The 18,583-nt window shown below is 50.9% G+C and carries 22 protein-coding genes and 1 tRNA gene; 7 read left to right on the forward strand and 16 right to left on the reverse strand.

Going from position 1 to position 18,583, the window contains the following annotated elements; genetic code table 11:
- Window positions 1-11 precede the first annotated feature (11 nt).
- The 9 genes from rnc to folK form a co-directional block, all read right to left on the reverse strand.
- Entirely contained in the window at window positions 12-695 is a 684-nt protein-coding gene (gene rnc, locus V6Z81_05940; GenBank protein MEG9862027.1) for a ribonuclease III, read from the reverse strand.
- A gap of 12 nt (window positions 696-707) precedes the next feature.
- Complete coding sequence (lepB, locus tag V6Z81_05945) at window positions 708-1,487, reverse strand: signal peptidase I (GenBank protein ID MEG9862028.1); 780 nt, start codon at window positions 1,485-1,487, stop codon at window positions 708-710.
- Between the two features lie 79 nt (window positions 1,488-1,566).
- Window positions 1,567-1,980, reverse strand: a complete 414-nt coding sequence (gene acpS, locus V6Z81_05950) for a holo-ACP synthase (protein ID MEG9862029.1) — start codon at window positions 1,978-1,980, stop codon at window positions 1,567-1,569.
- Window positions 1,977-2,762, reverse strand: a complete 786-nt coding sequence (locus tag V6Z81_05955) for a pyridoxine 5'-phosphate synthase (protein ID MEG9862030.1) — start codon at window positions 2,760-2,762, stop codon at window positions 1,977-1,979. Before V6Z81_05955 ends, acpS begins: the two co-directional genes overlap by 4 nt.
- Window positions 2,759-3,316 carry a DUF2062 domain-containing protein gene (locus tag V6Z81_05960; protein MEG9862031.1) on the reverse strand — a complete coding sequence of 186 codons (558 nt, stop codon included), beginning with the start codon at window positions 3,314-3,316 and terminating at the stop codon, window positions 2,759-2,761. The genes V6Z81_05955 and V6Z81_05960 overlap by 4 nt, the downstream gene beginning before the upstream one ends.
- Window positions 3,317-3,321: 5 nt before the next feature.
- Window positions 3,322-3,969, reverse strand: a complete 648-nt coding sequence (pyrE, locus tag V6Z81_05965) for an orotate phosphoribosyltransferase (protein ID MEG9862032.1) — start codon at window positions 3,967-3,969, stop codon at window positions 3,322-3,324.
- Between the two features lie 2 nt (window positions 3,970-3,971).
- Window positions 3,972-6,143: a bifunctional (p)ppGpp synthetase/guanosine-3',5'-bis(diphosphate) 3'-pyrophosphohydrolase gene (locus V6Z81_05970; protein MEG9862033.1), complete on the reverse strand. Its 2,172-nt coding sequence runs from the start codon at window positions 6,141-6,143 to the stop codon at window positions 3,972-3,974.
- A 61-nt stretch (window positions 6,144-6,204) separates the two neighbouring features.
- Entirely contained in the window at window positions 6,205-6,669 is a 465-nt protein-coding gene (gene rpoZ / locus V6Z81_05975) for a DNA-directed RNA polymerase subunit omega (protein MEG9862034.1), read from the reverse strand.
- A 129-nt stretch (window positions 6,670-6,798) separates the two neighbouring features.
- Window positions 6,799-7,299 (reverse strand): 2-amino-4-hydroxy-6-hydroxymethyldihydropteridine diphosphokinase, encoded by a 501-nt coding sequence (gene folK, locus V6Z81_05980; protein ID MEG9862035.1) that lies wholly within the window; start codon window positions 7,297-7,299, stop codon window positions 6,799-6,801.
- Between the two features lie 109 nt (window positions 7,300-7,408).
- On the opposite strand from folK, the gene V6Z81_05985 reads away from it, so the two are divergent.
- Window positions 7,409-8,065, forward strand: coding sequence for a uracil-DNA glycosylase (locus V6Z81_05985; GenBank protein MEG9862036.1), 657 nt, complete (start codon window positions 7,409-7,411; stop codon window positions 8,063-8,065).
- An 8-nt stretch (window positions 8,066-8,073) separates the two neighbouring features.
- Here V6Z81_05985 and smpB read toward each other — a convergent pair whose 3' ends face one another.
- Window positions 8,074-8,571, reverse strand: coding sequence for an SsrA-binding protein SmpB (gene smpB / locus V6Z81_05990; protein ID MEG9862037.1), 498 nt, complete (start codon window positions 8,569-8,571; stop codon window positions 8,074-8,076).
- A 4-nt stretch (window positions 8,572-8,575) separates the two neighbouring features.
- On the reverse strand, window positions 8,576-9,457 hold the full coding sequence (dapA, locus tag V6Z81_05995; GenBank protein ID MEG9862038.1) for a 4-hydroxy-tetrahydrodipicolinate synthase: 882 nt from the start codon (window positions 9,455-9,457) through the stop codon (window positions 8,576-8,578).
- A 183-nt stretch (window positions 9,458-9,640) separates the two neighbouring features.
- On the opposite strand from dapA, the gene V6Z81_06000 reads away from it, so the two are divergent.
- The 4 genes from V6Z81_06000 to V6Z81_06015 are packed head-to-tail and all read left to right on the forward strand — an operon-like array spanning window position 9,641 to window position 14,110.
- Window positions 9,641-10,972, forward strand: a complete 1,332-nt coding sequence (locus V6Z81_06000; GenBank protein MEG9862039.1) for a DsbA family protein — start codon at window positions 9,641-9,643, stop codon at window positions 10,970-10,972.
- A gap of 33 nt (window positions 10,973-11,005) precedes the next feature.
- The gene (locus V6Z81_06005; GenBank protein MEG9862040.1) at window positions 11,006-12,058 is read left to right on the forward strand and encodes a glycosyltransferase family 10; all 1,053 of its coding nucleotides are present in this window, start codon (window positions 11,006-11,008) and stop codon (window positions 12,056-12,058) included.
- Window positions 12,058-13,122 (forward strand): GDP-mannose 4,6-dehydratase, encoded by a 1,065-nt coding sequence (gmd, locus tag V6Z81_06010; GenBank protein MEG9862041.1) that lies wholly within the window; start codon window positions 12,058-12,060, stop codon window positions 13,120-13,122. The genes V6Z81_06005 and gmd overlap by 1 nt, the downstream gene beginning before the upstream one ends.
- Window positions 13,123-13,147: 25 nt before the next feature.
- Complete coding sequence (locus V6Z81_06015) at window positions 13,148-14,110, forward strand: NAD-dependent epimerase/dehydratase family protein (protein ID MEG9862042.1); 963 nt, start codon at window positions 13,148-13,150, stop codon at window positions 14,108-14,110.
- 147 nt (window positions 14,111-14,257) lie between these two features.
- Here the strand turns inward: V6Z81_06015 and V6Z81_06020 are convergent, their stop codons facing one another.
- Both V6Z81_06020 and V6Z81_06025 read right to left on the reverse strand, forming a co-directional pair.
- A complete protein-coding gene (locus tag V6Z81_06020) occupies window positions 14,258-15,061 on the reverse strand; it encodes an alpha/beta hydrolase (protein ID MEG9862043.1) in 804 nt (267 codons plus the stop codon).
- Between the two features lie 31 nt (window positions 15,062-15,092).
- Complete coding sequence (locus V6Z81_06025) at window positions 15,093-15,575, reverse strand: N-acetyltransferase (GenBank protein MEG9862044.1); 483 nt, start codon at window positions 15,573-15,575, stop codon at window positions 15,093-15,095.
- Window positions 15,576-15,920: 345 nt separating this feature from the next.
- Between V6Z81_06025 and V6Z81_06030 the strand changes: the two genes are divergently transcribed.
- A complete protein-coding gene (locus V6Z81_06030; GenBank protein ID MEG9862045.1) occupies window positions 15,921-16,133 on the forward strand; it encodes a cold-shock protein in 213 nt (70 codons plus the stop codon).
- A 172-nt stretch (window positions 16,134-16,305) separates the two neighbouring features.
- On the opposite strand, the gene V6Z81_06035 is transcribed toward V6Z81_06030, so the two are convergent.
- The 3 genes from V6Z81_06035 to V6Z81_06045 form a co-directional block, all read right to left on the reverse strand.
- Complete coding sequence (locus V6Z81_06035; protein MEG9862046.1) at window positions 16,306-17,259, reverse strand: ankyrin repeat domain-containing protein; 954 nt, start codon at window positions 17,257-17,259, stop codon at window positions 16,306-16,308.
- 150 nt (window positions 17,260-17,409) lie between these two features.
- On the reverse strand, window positions 17,410-18,060 hold the full coding sequence (locus V6Z81_06040; GenBank protein MEG9862047.1) for a class I SAM-dependent methyltransferase: 651 nt from the start codon (window positions 18,058-18,060) through the stop codon (window positions 17,410-17,412).
- Between the two features lie 146 nt (window positions 18,061-18,206).
- Window positions 18,207-18,297: transfer RNA gene (locus V6Z81_06045), tRNA-Ser, on the reverse strand.
- Between the two features lie 88 nt (window positions 18,298-18,385).
- Here V6Z81_06045 and V6Z81_06050 point away from each other — a divergent pair.
- Window positions 18,386-18,583, forward strand: a 198-nt coding sequence (locus V6Z81_06050; GenBank protein ID MEG9862048.1) for a hypothetical protein, incomplete at its 3' end; no start/stop codon positions are given.

Raw genomic sequence — 18,583 nt, forward strand, 5'->3', positions numbered from 1 at the left:
CAGTCATGACCTTACGTCGCAATGTCATCAAGCAAAGCCTGCGCTGCCGTTTGTTCCGCCACCCGCCTTGACCCTCCACTCCCTCTGGCCTCTCCTATACCGGTAACCGTCACCACTATCACAAAATGCGGGGCATGATCCGGCCCCGTACGCTCGGCAATTTTATAAACCGGTAACGCCAAACCCCGCTTTTGAGCCTGCTCCTGAAGTCTGCTTTTCGGGTCACGCTTCACATCGCCCAGCGTTTCATACAAAGGTATCCACAAACGATCTACTAACTCACGGGCAGCAGAAAAACCACCATCCAGATAAACGGCTGCGATAAGAGCCTCACAAGCATCCGCCAAAATGGCCTCCTTGTCCGCGCCTCCCATCCGCCGCTCTGCCTCGCTCATAATAATAAAATCCCCCAGCGACAGCGCCCGCGCGACTTGCGCACAACTAAGCCGATTCACCAACGCATTATAACGATAGGCCAATGACCCCTCTGAATCATCGGGGTACAATTCATAAAGCCGGTGGGCTACCACGAGCCCGAGAACACGGTCTCCCATAAACTCAAGCCGTTCGTTAGAGGTAAGCGACGGCTTATTCATACACGCGCTGGAATGAGTCAGTGCATTGCACAACAAGTCCGGCGTGAGAAAGCTGTATCCCAGAGCCTCCTGCAAGGCCGCAACGCCAGGCGATGCCATCGCTCTACACTCCTAGTTTATTGTATTAAACAGACGTGCCCACCGAACGGCCGACGGCCATTTCCAGAACTGCCACCAGGATGACGTACCGTCATGGGACAAGAAAATAAACGATGCCCGGCCGACAAGGTTTTCATAAGGCACATACCCGACATGATCCAATACCCGGCTATCGCTTGAATTATCCCGATTGTCCCCCATAACGAAAAAATGCCCATCCGGCACAGTAAAAACATCTGTGTTGTCATGAGAACCATTGGGAGTGATATCTAATACCCTGTAGCTAACGCCCTCCCCGGGCCCACTATCATCGCCGGGTAAAGTCTCCTGATATTGCCGAAAGACACGAGAGCGCCCATCCCTGCTTCGCACGTAATAATTTTCCACCGGTACTCTCAACACCTCCCCGCCGTCGATGTAAACAACACCCTGCATGACCTGTATTTTATCTCCCGGCAAGCCGACAACGCGCTTTATGTAATCAAGTCGATTATTCGACGGTAACCTAAAGACTACAATATCCCCCCGCTTTAACTCACCGGGAAATATTCGACCCTCAAAAAAGGGGATACTAAGGGGAAAAGAAAAGCGCGAATAACCATACGCGAATTTGGAGACAAAAAGATAATCCCCCACCAGAAGGTTCGGAACCATAGAGCTCGACGGGATATTAAAAGGCTGATACAGAAATATCCGCACCACAAGAGCCACAAGCACCGCATATAATATGGTCGAAATAGTGCTCCGAAAACCACTTTGTGACTTCCGGCGACGATAGGGTTGTGTCTCCATTAATAATTCCAATCTCTGCAAATAATATCCGCGTAAAGCACAAACAAACGTAAGATAGATTACGGATTAACGCGCTTCCTCATCTTGGGGGGGATGATACAGGAACAGCAGATATAATGACCAGAGCCTGTGCTAACATTTTTTCATCGGTAATTGTCAGATCAATCTGAGCCATCATTCCCGGCGGCGTTATAGACTTCAGACAGCGACGTGCGCCTCCTTCAAGATGCATAGACGGCTTGCCGGATTTTAAATTAACCACGCTCATATCGGACCAAAAAACGCCCTGCCGTAGCCCCGTTCCCAACGCCTTAGAGCACGCTTCTTTGGCTGCAAACCGTTTGGCATATGATGCGGTGCGATTGTAGCGCCGCTCCGACTTCTCCCGCTCAGCTTGTGTAAATACCCGCCGAATAAACCGCTCGCCAAACCGCTCCAGCGTGTTTTCAATTCGTTGCGGGTCTATTAAATCACTGCCGATTCCAATAATCATGAGGTTTTCAATTCTTCCCCACACGTCTTACGTGCTTTTTCTACTGCCGAGCGCATACGTTTGATGACTCCCTCAAGGCCCTCAAACAGAGCTTCTCCGACCAAAAAATGACCAATATTTAACTCCTGCACAACGGGTATGGCCGCCACCGCTACCGCCGTTTCATAATCAAGACCATGACCCGCATGAACCGTCAAACCGGAATGTGCCGCCAAGTTCGCCGTATGACGCAAGCGTTGATATTCTCTCTCCGCATCCTCTTGTGAGCCCCGCAACACAGCTTCACAATAAGAGCCCGTGTGCAATTCTACAACCGACGCCTCCGCCAACCATGAAGCCGCAACCTGACCATCATCAGGATCAATAAACAAAGAAACCTGAATGCCCGCCTCCTTCAAGGCCACAATATAAGGCTTGAGGTGATTGTGCCCACCCGCAACATCAAGGCCACCTTCGGTTGTCAACTCCTCCCGTTTCTCCGGCACCAGACAACAAGCCTCCGGCCTGTGCCGCAAGGCAATCGCCAACATCTCTTCTGTTGCAGCCATCTCAAGATTCAGTGGCAAGCTTATTTCATTCTTCAAACGTTCAATATCATTATCTGAAATATGCCGCCTATCTTCCCTTAAATGCGCCGTAATGCCATCGGCCCCCGCCCTTATTGCCGCATGAGCCGCACGCAATGGGTCAGGATGGCCACCGCCACGGGCATTGCGAATTGTAGCCACATGATCAATGTTGACCCCTAAACGAACAGGAGAAAACGTTACATCTGCCGTCATGACCGGTCCGGCATCCCTGTCGGCGTACTCTTACGCAAAGACCGCGCCCGATGCACCTCCAACGCCCATCGGCACAGCCCATAACTAATAACGCCTACTACCAGACCCAATAACGTACCTCCGGCGAGCATCGCTTTCAGGACAGGTGTGACACTACCTGATATGGCATCCCAATTTATCTCAGGTCCGGCAGGATCAATGAACCCCGGAAGCATAGCCTGCCCCAGAAGTAAAGTCCCCACCTTATAGGACGCCACCCAAATCAGAGGAAAGGTTATGGGATTGCCCGCAATAGTGCCAATCAGAGATGCTATAATGTTACCGCCCAAAAGCCACGCACACGCACCGGCCAAAACAAAATGAAACCCCAAAAAGGGCGTAAAAGAAACAAAAACCCCACACGCTACCCCCAGAGAAATCGCATGAGGAGAGACTCTCAGGCGGCGTATTCTATGCCAACTATAAAGTGCTACGCGCTTCCATCCTCCCTGTGGCCATAGCAAGGTGAGCAATTGCGTTTTTAATTCCAGCTTTTTGCGTCTACGAAACAACATCAGTATTATGCTCTTTTCCGGCGGGGCGACGTACCGCCCTTCCTGGATTGTAAATTACGGCTACCGGGTTTTTCAGCCGGTATGTTACGCAACTCATCAGGCAAATTATCCGGTTCATACGTAGGAATTGTCAACTTCATTAGAGAAATTAACTTTGTGCCAACACGCGCCTTACCCCCGGAACGGTCAACCAAACAGGCCTCCCCTACAACCCGCCCCCCATGAGCTCGCACACTTTCTATGGCTTCCCGCGACGAAAGACCGGACGTTACGATATCTTCCACCATCAAACAGTGCGCCTTTGGCGGTATGTCAAAACCACGACGCAAAGTGAAAACACCCTCAACACGCTCCAGAAATAAAGCCGGAACTCCCAACTGACGGCCCATCTCATGGCCCACGATAATGCCACCCATGGCCGGAGAGATAACATATTCAATGGGCCTTTTAATTTGTTCACGAACTTTCTGCGCTAACGACCGGCACAAACGCGCACCGCGCCTAGCGTCCATCATAACTCTGGCGCATTGAAGATACATACCGCTATGCAAGCCTGACGAGAGTATAAAATGACCTTCCAGAAGTGCGCCGGCATCCTTAAATATTTTTAATACCTGTTTATGGTCCATCAAACTTACTTCAACAACAGACAATATCAGTCCTGCACCCGGCGCACGGTGTTGACTTTGGATAATCCTTTAAGGGCCGACATGATCCGATTCAAATGCCCTACATCTTTAACGTCAATATCTATCACCATGCCGTAAAAATCATTATCCCGCCGGGTTAACGCCAGATTGGAAATGTTGCCCCCATAATCGGCAATAAGAGTAGAAATGGCCCCCAAAACCCCCACTTCATTAGCGATCACCAAATCAAGCCGGGCCGTAAAAAGTACATCATCGGAACGGAACATATTCCAGGAAATATCAATCCAGCGTTCCGGATCACCATCAAAAACCCGCAAATCACTCGAATCAACCGGATAAACCGTCAAGCCGCGACCCGGCGTCACAATACCCACAATCTTATCACCCGGAACCAAAAAACTACCTTCCGCAAAATGCACCGCCAACCCCGGCTCAATACCGTTAATCAAGACAGGCTGTCTGTTGCGGCGGGTAGGTTTTCTCCTGCGCCACAATCTTCTTGGACGCCGCGCCTCCCGCTCTTCTTCTGGATATGCAATATCTAAAACCTTCTCCCCTGTTACCTCACCATACCCAATCCCCATCAAGAGGTGCTCAACGGAAGAACGCTGCAACGGTACAAGGGTCCTTTCCAGAATCTCATCATCAAGAGTAAGATTTGCCTGCTCAAAGGTGCTTTCCACTATCCGCCTACCAAGACGCACATATTCTTCTTTGCGCCTTTGCCGCACGGCGCGGCGAATAGCCGCACGTGCCTTACCCGTCACAACCATTTTCTCCCATGCCGGTAGAGGGGTCTGGTCTTCGGAACAGATGATTTCAACCTCGTCACCGTTCGCCAATTGGGTGCGCAACGGCATGTGACGTCCGTTAATGCGGCACATTGTGCAACTGCTTCCTATGTCGGTATGGACAGCATATGCGAAATCCAACGAAGTCGCCCCGCTCGGCAAGGCAATCAGGCGACCATTGGGAGTAAAACAAAACACCTGATCATTAAATAATTCCAGTTTGGTGTGCTCCAGAAACTCTTCAGCGCTCTCTCCCTGCTCCAGCATCGTTACCAACTGGCGAAGCCAGTTAAACGCATCACTGCTACCGGTGGGCAGGGGAGATTTAACCTCTCCGTTTTTTGTCTCTGTTTTTTCTTTATAAAACCAGTGAGCCGCAATGCCATATTCGGCAACCTCGTGCATCTTTCGGGTTCTGATCTGCAACTCTACCCGCTTGTTTTCCGGCCCCACCACTGTGGTGTGGAGAGACTGATAGCCATTAGCCCGCGGTGTAGAGATATAATCCTTATAGCGTCCGGGCACCATTTTCCATGTGGTATGCGCAATACCAAGGGCACGGTAACAATCTTCAATCTCCGGGACCACAATCCTAAACCCGATGATGTCTGATAATTGCTCCATGGAAATGGATTTGCGTTCCATCTTGCGCCACACCGAATAGGCCCGCTTGCCGCGGCTAGTCACCTCAGCTTCCAGCTTATGCTCTGCAAACCTAACCCGTAAACCTTCCTCAATATCCTGAATGATTTTATCACTTCCGGCCAGCGTCCTCTCTAAACGTTCTAAAACTGTTTTGTATGCTTCAGGATTAAGTTCTTTGTAAGCTATATCCTCCAACTCCTCCCGGAACTCCTGCATACCCATACGACCCGCAAGGGGCGCAAAAATATCCATAGTCTCCTGAGCAATACGGCGACGTTTTTCCGGCAACTTAATAAAGTGAAGTGTCCGCATATTGTGCAACCGGTCAGCCAGTTTAACCAACAAAACCCGTATATCACTGGAGGTAGCAATGAGAAGCCTGCGAAAGTTTTCCGCTTGCTGTGTTTCTTCAGATGTTAAATCAAACTGGCCAAGTTTAGTTACGCCATCTACTAACCCGGCGACTTCGGCCCCAAACATGTCACGAATGTCATCATAGGTGGCATCCGTATCCTCAATCGTATCGTGGAGCAGAGCCGTTATAATAGTTGCCGTATCTAACCGTAAACCCGTTAAGATACCGGCGACCTCAATCGGATGAGAATAGTAAGGATCGCCCGAAGCCCGCTTCTGGCCACCGTGCATTTTAGTTGTATATATGTAAGCTCGATTAAGCAGGTCTTCGTCAGCGTTGGGATCATAGTTCAGCACCTGATCCACCAACTCATACTGACGCAACATCGCTGCTTACCCTTTCAAGCGGACCCGGGCTTTATGGCATTCCCATGGAGCATCCCCAAAGTCAGGCGGCAGAGTTCCGGTCTGCGTCCACATCCGCCTTCACATCAGGAACGGAGGCCGGCTTCATGATCGCCTGCGCCGCCTTCTTGTCATCATCCGCTGATGATTGTGCAAGGTCTTGCAAGGCACGGAGCAGATCTTCTTCGCTCATACGGTCTGATTCCAGCACGTCATCACCAACCGCCGCACTCTCACCAGAGGGAGATGGCAATGTCATGTCCTCCGGATCATCATCGGATGCCGTATGTACCTGCATACCGGTGATAATATCTTCGCGTAAATCTTCCGTCTTAACGACACCCTCGGCAATTTCCCGCAGGGCCACTACGGTGTTTTTATCACGATCACGGTCCAGAGCCAGTTCCGACCCAGATGATATCGCCCGCGCCCGTTGAGAGGCAAACAACAACAATTCAAAGCGGTTGGGAACTTTCTTAACGCAATCTTCTACGGTGATACGTGCCATATTATCGCCATTTCTTCAGGAGGTCCGGGAGAGGTCTTCTATTAATGTTATAACAGATTATCCCCAAAAAACAACCTATTACTTACCATACCATGATAAAACAAGCTAAAATCAGCCGGTTAGATCAATTTAGCGAGGAAAGAGCCCGGCCAGTAAATCCTCAGGCGACAAGCCCGATACCGGATGCCGCCACTCTGGCGCGATATCCATAAGGGGTTGTAAGACGAAAGCCCGCCGGTGCATCTCCGGATGAGGCAATGACAAAACCCGCACAGATTCACGGGGAATACCCCACCGACCCCACCGGCCATATCCCTTTATTTGCCGATGGTAATCAACCAAATCAAGATCAAGCACACGCGGGCCACCGGAGACGGAACGATATCCAAATTGTCTTTCAATAGAAGATAACCGTAACAATAGCGCCTCCGGTGCAAGGGCGCTCGTTACCACCACAACGCCGTTGAAAAAATCCGCCTGAGGGAGTCCCTGTGCCCGGGAGCGATACCATTGCGAGCACCGGACAAGATGCACACCGTGACTCTCAAGAAGCCGTAGGGCCTTGTTCAAGGCGGCTACCGGCGATCCATAAGCACCAGACATATTAGAACCAAGAGCGATAATTATCACGTGGGGGATGTCCTTAACAAACCTGCAACTCCTAACCATAACACGCGCGGGGCATACCACACGCCGGAAGGTTGACGGCTTCTCTCTTTACCTCCACAAAAGGCAGGCCATGACTCAATCCGCCTTTAAAGAGGATCACGCACCGCCCCTAAACTGCGCCCTATGCCCCCGCCTTGTATCCCTCCGCCATGACTTACGGCGCACTCATCCTGACTGGCATAATGGGCCGGTACCTTCTTTCGGTGCACCGATACCGCATTTGTTGATTGTGGGGTTGGCTCCCGGGCGCAAAGGCGCTAACCGAACAGGGCGGCCTTTCACGGGTGATGATGCCGGAATTTTACTCTACAACACTCTTCTTACCCATGGCTTTGCCCACGGCACTTACGAAGAGAACCCTAACGATGGCCTCACCCTTGATGAATGTCTCATCACCAATGCCGTGCGGTGTTTACCTCCCGACAACAAGCCAGTAGCGGCAGAAATTAACCGGTGCCGCCCTTTCCTGACCGATCTAATTTTCAGCCTGCCTGATTTGCGCGCGATTCTGGTACTGGGTCATGTGGCCCACAACAGTGTGCTCTCAGCCTTAAACCTTCGCCGTAGCAGGTTTCCTTTTTCTCATGGAGGCCAGCACGATGTGCTCCCAACCGTTAAACTATTCAACAGTTATCACTGCTCGCGTTATAACACCAACACGGGCCGTCTAACGGAAGCCATGTTCAATGACGTTTTTTCATCTATTCGTCAGTATCTGAATAAATAGAAAGCGGCCTATAGTCTCTTTGCCCGCATAAGCCGTGCTTTATCCCGCTGCCAACTGCGTTCTTTTTCTCTCTCGCGCTTGTCTTGCATCTTTTTACCCCGCGCCAGACCCAGCATCAGCTTTACCCGCCCCTTCTCATTAAAATATAACCTAAGCGGTGCCAACGTCATTCCCTGACGGCGGGTGGCCATAATCAGACGATTAAGTTCCCGCCTGTGAAGCAGCAATTTCCGCGCCCGCCGCGGCCTGTGATTAAACCGATTGCCTTTCTCATATTCGGCAATATAAGCGTTATAAAGAAAGAGCTCGCCCTCTTTCTCACCTGCATAAGCCTGCTCTAAATTACTCTTACCCTCCCGAAGGCTTTTCACCTCCGTTCCCGTTAGCACAAGGCCCGTTTCAACCTCGCTCTCAATGGTATAATTGTAACGCGCCTTGCGGTTCGCCGTGATTAGCCTGTCGGTTTCATTGCGTTTCTTTTTAGCACCACCACTTTTGGAAGACATAACCTCAACCGTCCAGAACTCCGGCACGAGACATGGCCCGGCGTACCGCCGTTCGCGTCTTATCCCCTATAGGAACAAGAGGAAGCCGCACCTCTTCAGAACATAGTTCCAGAAGGCTTGCTCCATATTTGGCAGGTGCCGGAGATGCCTCCAAAAATAATCCCTCATGTAAATCCATCAAACGGTCCTGCCACGACAATGCCTCCTCATAACGGCCTGCCATACACGCCTCCTGAAAAGCCGCACACGCCGCCGGCGCTACATTAGCCGTTACCGATATACAACCATGGCCACCATGAGCCATAAACCCAAGAGTCGTTCCATCGTTCCCTGATATCATGCAAAAACCGGGCCCCATGGCCGCACGTTGTTGACTTGCACGCGCCACATCACCGGTGGCATCCTTAACACCTATGATATGCGGCAACTCAAACAACCGCGTCATAGTCTCTACCGACATATCCACCACACTCCGGCCCGGAATGTTATAAATAATAAGGGGAAGGTTTTTAACGCTATCGTTAATCACCCGAAAATGCTCATAAAGCCCTTGCTGAGTGGGCTTGTTATAATAAGGCGTTACAACCAGCGCGCCATCCGCTCCGGCCTGTTCCGCAAAACGCGTTAAAGCAACCGCCTCATCGGTACTGTTAGACCCGCTCCCCGCAATCACCGGCACACGCCCTGAAGCTGCCTCTATGCACAGGCTGATCACCCGCTTGTGCTCTTCATGATTAAGAGTTGGCGACTCCCCCGTTGTGCCACAAGGTACAATCCCGTGAGTTCTCTGCGCTATATGCCAATCCACCAAAGACTGCAATGCCGGCTCATCCACTGCGCCATCACGAAACGGCGTAATCAGGGCAACAATAGATCCCTTAAACATATTACGTTCCTACTCTCTTTCACTGCCGACCTCCACAATACCGCCGGACAAGCCCGCACGGCAAGCCTTGCCGCCAAACGCGATACTACACAACGCCATATAAGCGACTCTCCGACGTCCTTGACATTCATGTCAAACCGACAGACCCTAACACAATCCACAAAAACAGGAGGCGAATAGCCGGTGTCCCTTATCAGAAGAATTTTGGCCCCTGTCATATCGGCACGACTCACGGACTCCAAACGGCGGGATAAACGCCGCGCGGCAGAGGAAAACCGGCGCCGTGCCGCCGGGGAACCTCATTGCATCCGGTATTTTCACCAAGTTGACGACCCCTACAGTCACCTTGCCGCACAGCGGTTGGATAACCTCAAACATACCTATACTATTGAGTTGACTCCCACTCTGGTTACCCCTCCCGATGAAGCTGCCGCTCCTGAGAGCGAAAAACTCATTGCCTATTCCCGTAAGGATGCCGCGGATATTGCCCCATGGTATGGTCTCCGTTACACAGACCCGTGCCGACAACCCAATGAGACTCAATTAAATCTCGCAAAGCGGATTCTGGCGGCCAGCATACCGGAGGAGTTCCCCGCCTCCGCCGTAGAAGTCGGAGAGGCCTTATGGGCAGGTGATGAAGCCACCCTCAGCACTCTGGCACAAAAACACGGAACGGCCTCCGAAGAAGAAACCGTCCGCGCTATAGAAGACGGCACAAAGATGCGCCAGAGTCTTGGTCATTACCTAAGCGGCACTTTCCACTACGGCGGAGAATGGTATTGGGGCGTTGACCGCTTATTGTATCTTGAGGAACGTCTCACGGCCCTCGGTGTTGGCTTACCGGGTAAACCTCCGGTGGTCCCGCGCCCTCAGCCTCAAGCCCCTGAGGGATGTGGTACCGGACAAACCCTTACGTTTGTTCCCTCCCTGCGCAGCCCCTATAGCGCCATCGCTACCCCTCCTGTTCTGGATATGGTGCAACGCCTAGGCGTAACTCTGGACCTGGAACCAGTATTGCCTATGGTTATGCGCGGTCTCCCAGTGCCGGTTTCCAAACAACGTTATATTATGCATGACGCAAAGCGTGAGGCAGACTGGGCGAACGTTCCCTTCGGACGAATATGTGACCCGGTGGGCCGCCCTGTTGAGCGGGGGTTTTCGCTCTTTCTCTGGGCCCGCGAACAAGGGCGCGCTGAGGATTATCTGCGCAGTTTCATGAATGCGGTCTGGGCGCGGGGGGTGGATGCCGGAAGTGACCGGGGGTTGCAGCGCATCGTCACCGATGCCGGTCTGGACTGGAAACAAGCCAAAGCCATTGTCGGCAACGATGACTGGCGTGAAGAGATAGAACAAAACCGGCGGAGGTTGTTTGACCTTGGTCTTTGGGGCGTGCCGAGTTTTTATCTGACAAGCTCAGGCAATGAGCCGTTGTTTTCAACGTGGGGACAAGATAGGTTATGGCTCGTAGAAGCTGAAATTGCACGGCGCGCAGGGGTTGAACTCATACGGAGCTGACAACATGCCCCGACTGCACCCTGTTTTTGCCTTATGTTAAACGTCAAACTCATCTCTAAAAACGGAATAGATACAGCTCCCCTGCCGGGCGGGATGCCACAATGGGACAGTGTGTGCTTTCTTCTGGACCCCCAAGCCCGAAACTACGACTGGCTCGTGGTGGTTGATGATTTACCCTTCAACATCAATCACAAATGGCGGCTGGGACGCGAACATCTCGCCTGTCCTCAGGAACACACTATATTGCTGACCTATGAACCTTCAGCCGTGAAACTCTATAGCGCCGGATATGCTGCACAATTCGGCCTCGTCCTAACCAGTCACGAACCGGACGCTCTTCCCCACCCTAACCGAATAGACATGCCTCCCATGGGATCATGGCTTTACCGAGGCACCCATGATGAATTATGCGCTGCACCCACGCCACCGGTCAAAACCCGTACCATCTCCACTCTATGCTCCAACAAACAGATGCGCCACACCTGGCATAATCTGCGGTTTCATTTCACCCGCCGCTTGCAAGAAGCCCTCCCGGAAATGGACGTCTATGGTCGGGGAATTAATCCTATTGACGAAAAAGTCGATGCCATCGACCCCTACCGCTATCATATAGCCATAGAAAACCACATAGCCCCTTACCATTGGACGGAAAAACTAGCCGATGCATTCCTTGGATGCACCCTGCCCTTTTATGCGGGATGTCCCAACGCCGCAGATTTTTTTCCGGAAGCAAGTTTCATCCCCATAGATATAACGGATTTCAACGGTACACTCTCAACGATCCGTCAGGTCATTGACAATAATGGATATGAAAAACGTCTCCCCGCCATTCTTGAGGCCCGCCGCCGCCTTCTGGAGGAGCAAAACCTGTTCGCCATGCTGGCGAAAATCATCACGAAGCGCCATGACAATCAGGCCTCTTTATCAAGCCGGAACGCCTCAACACGCTCCGGCAATATTATATATGGGCGGCGCATGATAAGAATGCTAAACATCCCGGATACGATACGGACTTTCCGGACATTATACCGGAGGCGTCAAAAGCAGAAAAAGATGAGCAAATTAAGTTATAAGGCAGGACAATAGTGGCAAATAAGAAAAAAATTGCTCTGGTTACGGGCACAACAGGTCAAGATGGCAGCCTGCTAACGGAGTTTCTATTAAACAAGGGATATATTGTCCACGGCGTTAAACGCAGATCCTCCAGTTTTAACACCAACCGCATCAACCATCTTTACAGAGATCCCCATGACGGCGAGACCAATTTTTTCATGCACTATGGTGACATGATTGATAGTAGCAATCTTGTGCGGTTAGTTCAGGAGGTGCAACCGGACGAAATTTACAATCTTGCAGCCCAAAGCCATGTGCGGGTTAGTTTTGATACCGCCGAATATACCGCCAACACCAATGCACTGGGTGCTCTCAGACTTCTTGAAGCGGTGCAACTGCTCAACCTAAAAGATAAAACCCGGTTCTATCAGGCCTCCACCTCGGAGCTCTATGGAACGGCACCACCACCGCAAAATGAACACACACCCTTTCTGCCCCAAAGCCCTTACGCAACAGCCAAACTGTTTGCCTATTGGATTACCGTCAACTACCGGGAGGCCTACGGTCTGCACGCCTCCAACGGTATTTTGTTCAATCATGAAAGTCCCGTACGGGGCGAAACATTCGTGTCCCGCAAAGTAACCCAAGCAGTAGCCCGCATCCATCTCGGGCTACAAGAGGTCTGCTATCTTGGCAATCTGGATGCCCTGCGCGACTGGGGACACGCCCGCGACTTTGTTGAGGGCATGTGGTTGATGCTACAGCAGGATGAACCCGGAGACTATGTGTTGGCAACCGGTGAAACTCAATCCGTACGCACCTTTGTAGAGACTGCCTTTCAGGAAATAGGTGTAACGATCAAGTGGCAAGGCAAGGGAACGGATGAAGTGGGGGTAGATGCGGCCAATGGTAAAGTTCGCATTCGCGTTGACTCACGTTATTTTCGCCCCAATGAGGTTGATGTTCTGTGTGGCGACCCCAGCAAAGCGCAACAATGCCTTGGCTGGCATCACAAGACGGATTTTAAGGATCTGGTCAAAGAAATGGTGGCCGCTGATCTTAGCCTGATGAAACAAGATAATAGCCGGACGGAATAAACCGACCACACATTAAGGATAGATCATGGCCGGAAGAATAAAACACATTATGGTGACAGGAGGTACCGGCTTTCTGGGACGGCACATTGTCACCGAGGGAAAGAGCGCAGGTTATATTGTCCATGCCCCTTCTCACAAAGATGTTGATATAGAAACCGGTGAAGGCCTTAAAGAATGGTTTAAGAACCGCCGCAAAGACGGCACTCCTATCAATGCCGTTATCCACTCGGCGGCCTATTATGGCGGTCTGGGTTTTCTGGAAACGGATCCCTTTGGTATAGCGACACGCAATATACGCATGGCGGTTAATGTTTTTGAGACAGCCGTCAGGGCGGGTGTGAAAAAGTTCGTCTCTGTGGGCAGCAGTTGTTCATACCCGGAAAAAATAACCGGTGAAATGTACGAGGAAGATATTTTTCAGGGGCGGTGTCATGAATCCGTTGAAGCGTACGGCTTTTCCAAACGTGTACATCTGGTTCTCATGGCGGCAGCACGGCGGCAATATGATATGGAGTGTGTGCAAATAGCCCTTACCAATTTATATGGCGAGCATGATGTTTTTGGAGAAGCCCGCTCTCATGCAATCAGCGCCCTCATCAAGAAGGTTGCCGATGCCCATCAATCCGGCGGGCGGGTCAAGGCGTGGGGAACCGGTACTCCTATGCGCCAGTTTGTTTATGTGAGAGATGCCGCCAAGGTTATTGTGCGGGCCATTACATTTCCCGGAGATGACTGGCCTGTCAATGTTGGCGGTGAAGAGGTCAGCGTTCGCGATTTAACACACACTATCACTGACCATATCAATTTGCCTCGTGACCGTATTGACTGGGACACTTCTCAGCCTGACGGAGTCCACCGAAAGGCCGTCAGCGACGAAAAATTGCGGAGGCTATGGCCTGAATACCGCCCCGTCCCTTTCCACGAAGGGTTGAAGAAAACCATTCAATGGTATCTTGCCAACAAAGAAAGTGCTGACCTGCGCCCGTGAAACCATAGACGGCCACAGCCGCCACTATCCCGCCCGATGGGTTTTGATACGGGGCAATAGAATCAAGATGAGCAAAAAGACCAACATCATCCCACCACCTTCGTGCCTGCACGTGATGTGGCGGAGATGGATTGAGTTCGTTTGCGCTCATCGCTCCTCATACTCTCCCTGAGATTTTAGGTAATCAAACACCAGCGTTGCTATTTTTTCCGGTTGCTCCGGCAACAAAGCATGACCGGCAGCCTCAAGTTCGGCTACGGAGATTTGGTCGCCATAAGATTCTTTGAGATGTGCTACCGTATCTTCAACTGGTGCAATCGTATCCGCCTTGCCCGCGATGACCAACATGGGACGCCCCCCACCGCTCCAGAAACTCTCATAAGAGACAGATTGCACCGCACTTGACTGCAAAGTAGCGGTATCCGGATACCAATTATCTATCCACTCCGGTGGCACAGGATTGCCCTCAGCAAAAAGGGCATAGCGAATGTCTTCAAGGCGCCTCTCCTCAGGATCCTCCAAAACAAACGTACCGATGAGTGCGTCTCTCGCCTTTTTAGCAATGGGAACCTTACCACCCGCCGCCAATAAAACCAGCGCCCTAACACGCACCGGATACATGACCGCTACGGTGCGCGCAAGGCGGTTACCGAAAGCATGACCAATGATGAAAACCGGAACCTCCCCTGCTTCAGCATCTATAACCGCGACAATATCCTCCGCCAAGTCTCCCATTGTGGGATTTTCAATGCCTCTATCCGTACCCCCAACACCACGCGGCTGGACGGCAATCGTGCGGTAACCCTTATCACTCAACCGAGCGGCCAGATGGTTAAAATCTTCCGCCGGGCGACCCAGACTCGCCAACATCACTACCACAGACCCCGCCCCCGATGCTAAATAGGACACTTGCCCATGAGGTGTTGTTACTGTGTGGTGTTTTGCAGACATCTCCCCACTTTCCATTTATGTTACTTGATATTCAGAGTTCTCTGTACATCACATAAGCATCCGTCAGCCCTAAATGCTTGTGATTAAAAGATTTCGGCAAAGCTCCGATAATCTCAAACCCAAGTTTCTGCCATAAGGCAACTGCCGGTTCATTGGTAGAAACAACCATATTAAACTGCATAAATTTGTACCCCAACTCTTTGGCCGTCAGTAAGGCATGCTCTCCCATTTGATATCCAACACCCCTGCTCCGCGCCCTGGGGCTCACCATAAAACCCGCATTTGCAACATGAGACCCCGGGCCCGGCTGATTATCCTTAATCATGTATGTACCCCAAATATCCTGCCCCTCCACAGCCACAAAAACATGATGCCTGTCATTCATCCAATAGGACAACACATCACTTTTTGAAGCGTCCGGCTCAAAGGTATACGTATCGCCTCCAGCGATAACGGGCTTCATAATCTGCCACATCCTGTCCACATCGGCTTCTTTTGCACGTCTTATATTCATGAACTCTACGAAACATAAAAAGACAAATTTCGGTTATCACCATACCATAACTACTGCCAGACTCTATAATTTGACCGGCTGAAAGCGCAGATATGCCTGCATACACCACCCCCGTTTTGAGTTCCTTGCATTCTCCAGCCCGATCGGATATAAGGCCTTTGAGTTTTCGTTACTCTTGCGAGAATGATACTATCTATTGATAGTGCGCTCTGACGAAGAGTTGCCTGAAGATCTTCCTAAATTGTTGATCCTAAGCGTTTGAATAAGAGTGACCGGTCAGACTGCATGGTGTGGTTTTACTGGGATGAATACTACTGAAAAACCTAAACGCTAAAGGAAAATATCATGACAAACGGTACTGTAAAATGGTTCAACACAACTAAGGGATATGGCTTCATTGCTCCTGAGGATGGTTCAAAAGATGTCTTTGTTCATATCAGCGCATTAGAAAAAGCCGGCCTGCGTCAACTGGATGAGGGACAGAAAGTCTCCTTTGAGACGGCAACAAACAAAGGCAAGACATCGGCTGTCAACATTCAGCTAGACGACGCCTCTTAAACTATTTTTCATACGATTTCTAATCATTCAGACCAGCCGTGCCACCATATATTGACGGTAGCGGATGGTTGTGCCCGGAAGGACCTGGATAAGGTCATTTATCCAGCCTTTGTGAGCCGTAGATGATGGTTTCCGGCCTGTCCTGCGGCTCACTTCCGCACGATGTGTCTTATCAGTATTGAGGTTCGTCAAGCTGCCGAGTCTCATCAAGCGGCCGAATCTCGTTCAGTCGCCGGACCTCATTCAGCCGGCGATAGGCTTCAGTATTCTCAAGGGCCTTATTACCCAGAATATAACCAAAAGGGGTGTTCCCCCAGATGTCCTGCGCCATGTCATTAGCCCCATAGTCCAATAACAGCTCCACCACTGCCGATGTTTTGCTATTGGCCGCTGCCATATGCAGGGGTGTTTTATTGTACTGATCAAGGGCCTCTATGTCGGCTCCATAATTCAACAACAGTTCCACCACTGCCGGTATCTCACTATTGGCCACTGCCGCATGCAGGGGTGTTTTCTTATATCGGTCGCGTACCTCTATGTCCGCCCCATTGTCCAGTAACAGTTGCACCACCGCCGGTGTTTTGCTATTGATCGCTGCCGCATGCAGAGGTGTTTTCTTATATTGATCAAGAGCCTCTATGTCGGCTCCGCGAGCCAGTAACAGTTGCGCCACTGCCGGTGTTTCGCTATACGCCGCCGCTAAATGCAGAGGCTTTCTCCCATTCTTGTTGCGGGCTTCTATATCAGCGCCGCGATCCAGTAGAAGTTTCACCACCGCCGGTGTCCGGTTAAACGCCGCTGCAACATGCAAGGCCGTTACTCCATACTTAGTGCGGGCCTCTATATCGGCTCCGCGGGCCAGTAATGCTTGCATCCCACCCGGTGTTGAGATGTTACCCGCCGCATAATGCAGAGGACCTCCCTCATCCCTATCAAAGGCTCTAACATCAGCGCCCTGAAGAAGAGCAACCCTAACATCCACCAGCGTTGCCGTCTGCCAAAACCTTTTATCCAGCAACACATTACCTTGCGTCTCCGGCAATGCACTCTCCTGTGCCTGAAGGGGAGATAGCAAGACAGTCAATAAAAGAAGCTCTCCTAAAAAGATGCTCGCTTTTGTTTTCATGCTGAATTCTCCGGGCCATGTTTCTCTTAAACTGAAATACTACCCAAGGTTCCTCTTAGTTTTCTTTGCCGTATGTTAGGGCAATATCTGTATTGCGGCAAGACGTGCACACCTCCGCCTGCGGTAAGCGGCACGTCCAACTTTATCTGCTCATTGAGGTAAATCCTCAGAAAACAGAAAACTAAATTCAGGGTCTTTGACCAGATCATTTTCAATCCCGTCAGCGTTTCCGGTTTTAGTGATAATAGCCACACCAGAACTCCAGTTCATGTAGCTCAGTGAAAAATCATCTGTACATCTAAACACCTCCAATAGTGCATCTACCCTTGGCCCGTGCCGGTCCGGCCAGTTACTTTGCGGTAATAAGTCGTCAATTATGTATAGTCCACCCTTGTCCAAGGTGCGGAGTGCATGATTCAGGTTGCTATATTTCCCAGGCCAAGCATCTGCAAAAATAAACGAAAACTGACGCCGTTCGCATTTCTTCAAAAAAGTACCCGCATCTTCAACGATAAAACGAACATTTTTTTGACCTTCAAGAACAGTTTGTGCCACCTGAGAATATGTTGCGTCAATATCAATTGTAATCAGCTCTGCCTCCTGAGACATCAACTGCGCAATAAAGAGAGTTGATATACCAGTTCCCGTTCCGATCTCCAGTAAATGCTTGTGACACGGAATTGAAGCGAGGTTTGCGCAAAGTTCTGCAACCTCCATATCGCACGACATATCGAACCCCAGTTTCCTGTTTTCCGACACAATCGCGTTTATCTGATTTCGGAGTTTATCTTTCAGGAGCATTCATTTTCTCCGGTTTCTGTTTAGTTAATGTCAAGAAGGTGCTTTTGTTACCCCAGTTTTTAGGAGTATCCTTTAGGGATAAAAATAAAGAGGTGGGGAGGGTCGTTATATTATTTTTATTGAGTAAAACTCAATAAAATATAGGGTGGCGGAGAGGAAGGGATTCGAACCCTCGATGGGCTATAAACCCATACTCCCTTAGCAGGGGAGCGCCTTCAGCCACTCGGCCACCTCTCCACCTTCCTAGCTAAAGGAAGATGGCCGGCATGGCAAGCCACCCTGCAACAGATGAACAGGATGGAAAAACTCGCTATAAAGATAAGAGATGCCGAATTCAAGCCAAACCCAGCACCCTTCTCTCTCCGTGCCCGACAGAGCCGCATGGGAAGCACTCGCCACCGACACCTTGCGAGGTAGGCCTTTATCGGCCCTCGACGGACATACGGAAGACGGACTGCCCATCCACCCCCTTTACTGGGCAGGTAATCAGGCGGCCCTGCCCTATCTGCCCCGCCCCCGGCGC

Source organism: Parvularculales bacterium, from assembly GCA_036881865.1.
Taxonomy (GTDB): Bacteria; Pseudomonadota; Alphaproteobacteria; order JAPOUT01; family JBAJNM01; genus JBAJNM01.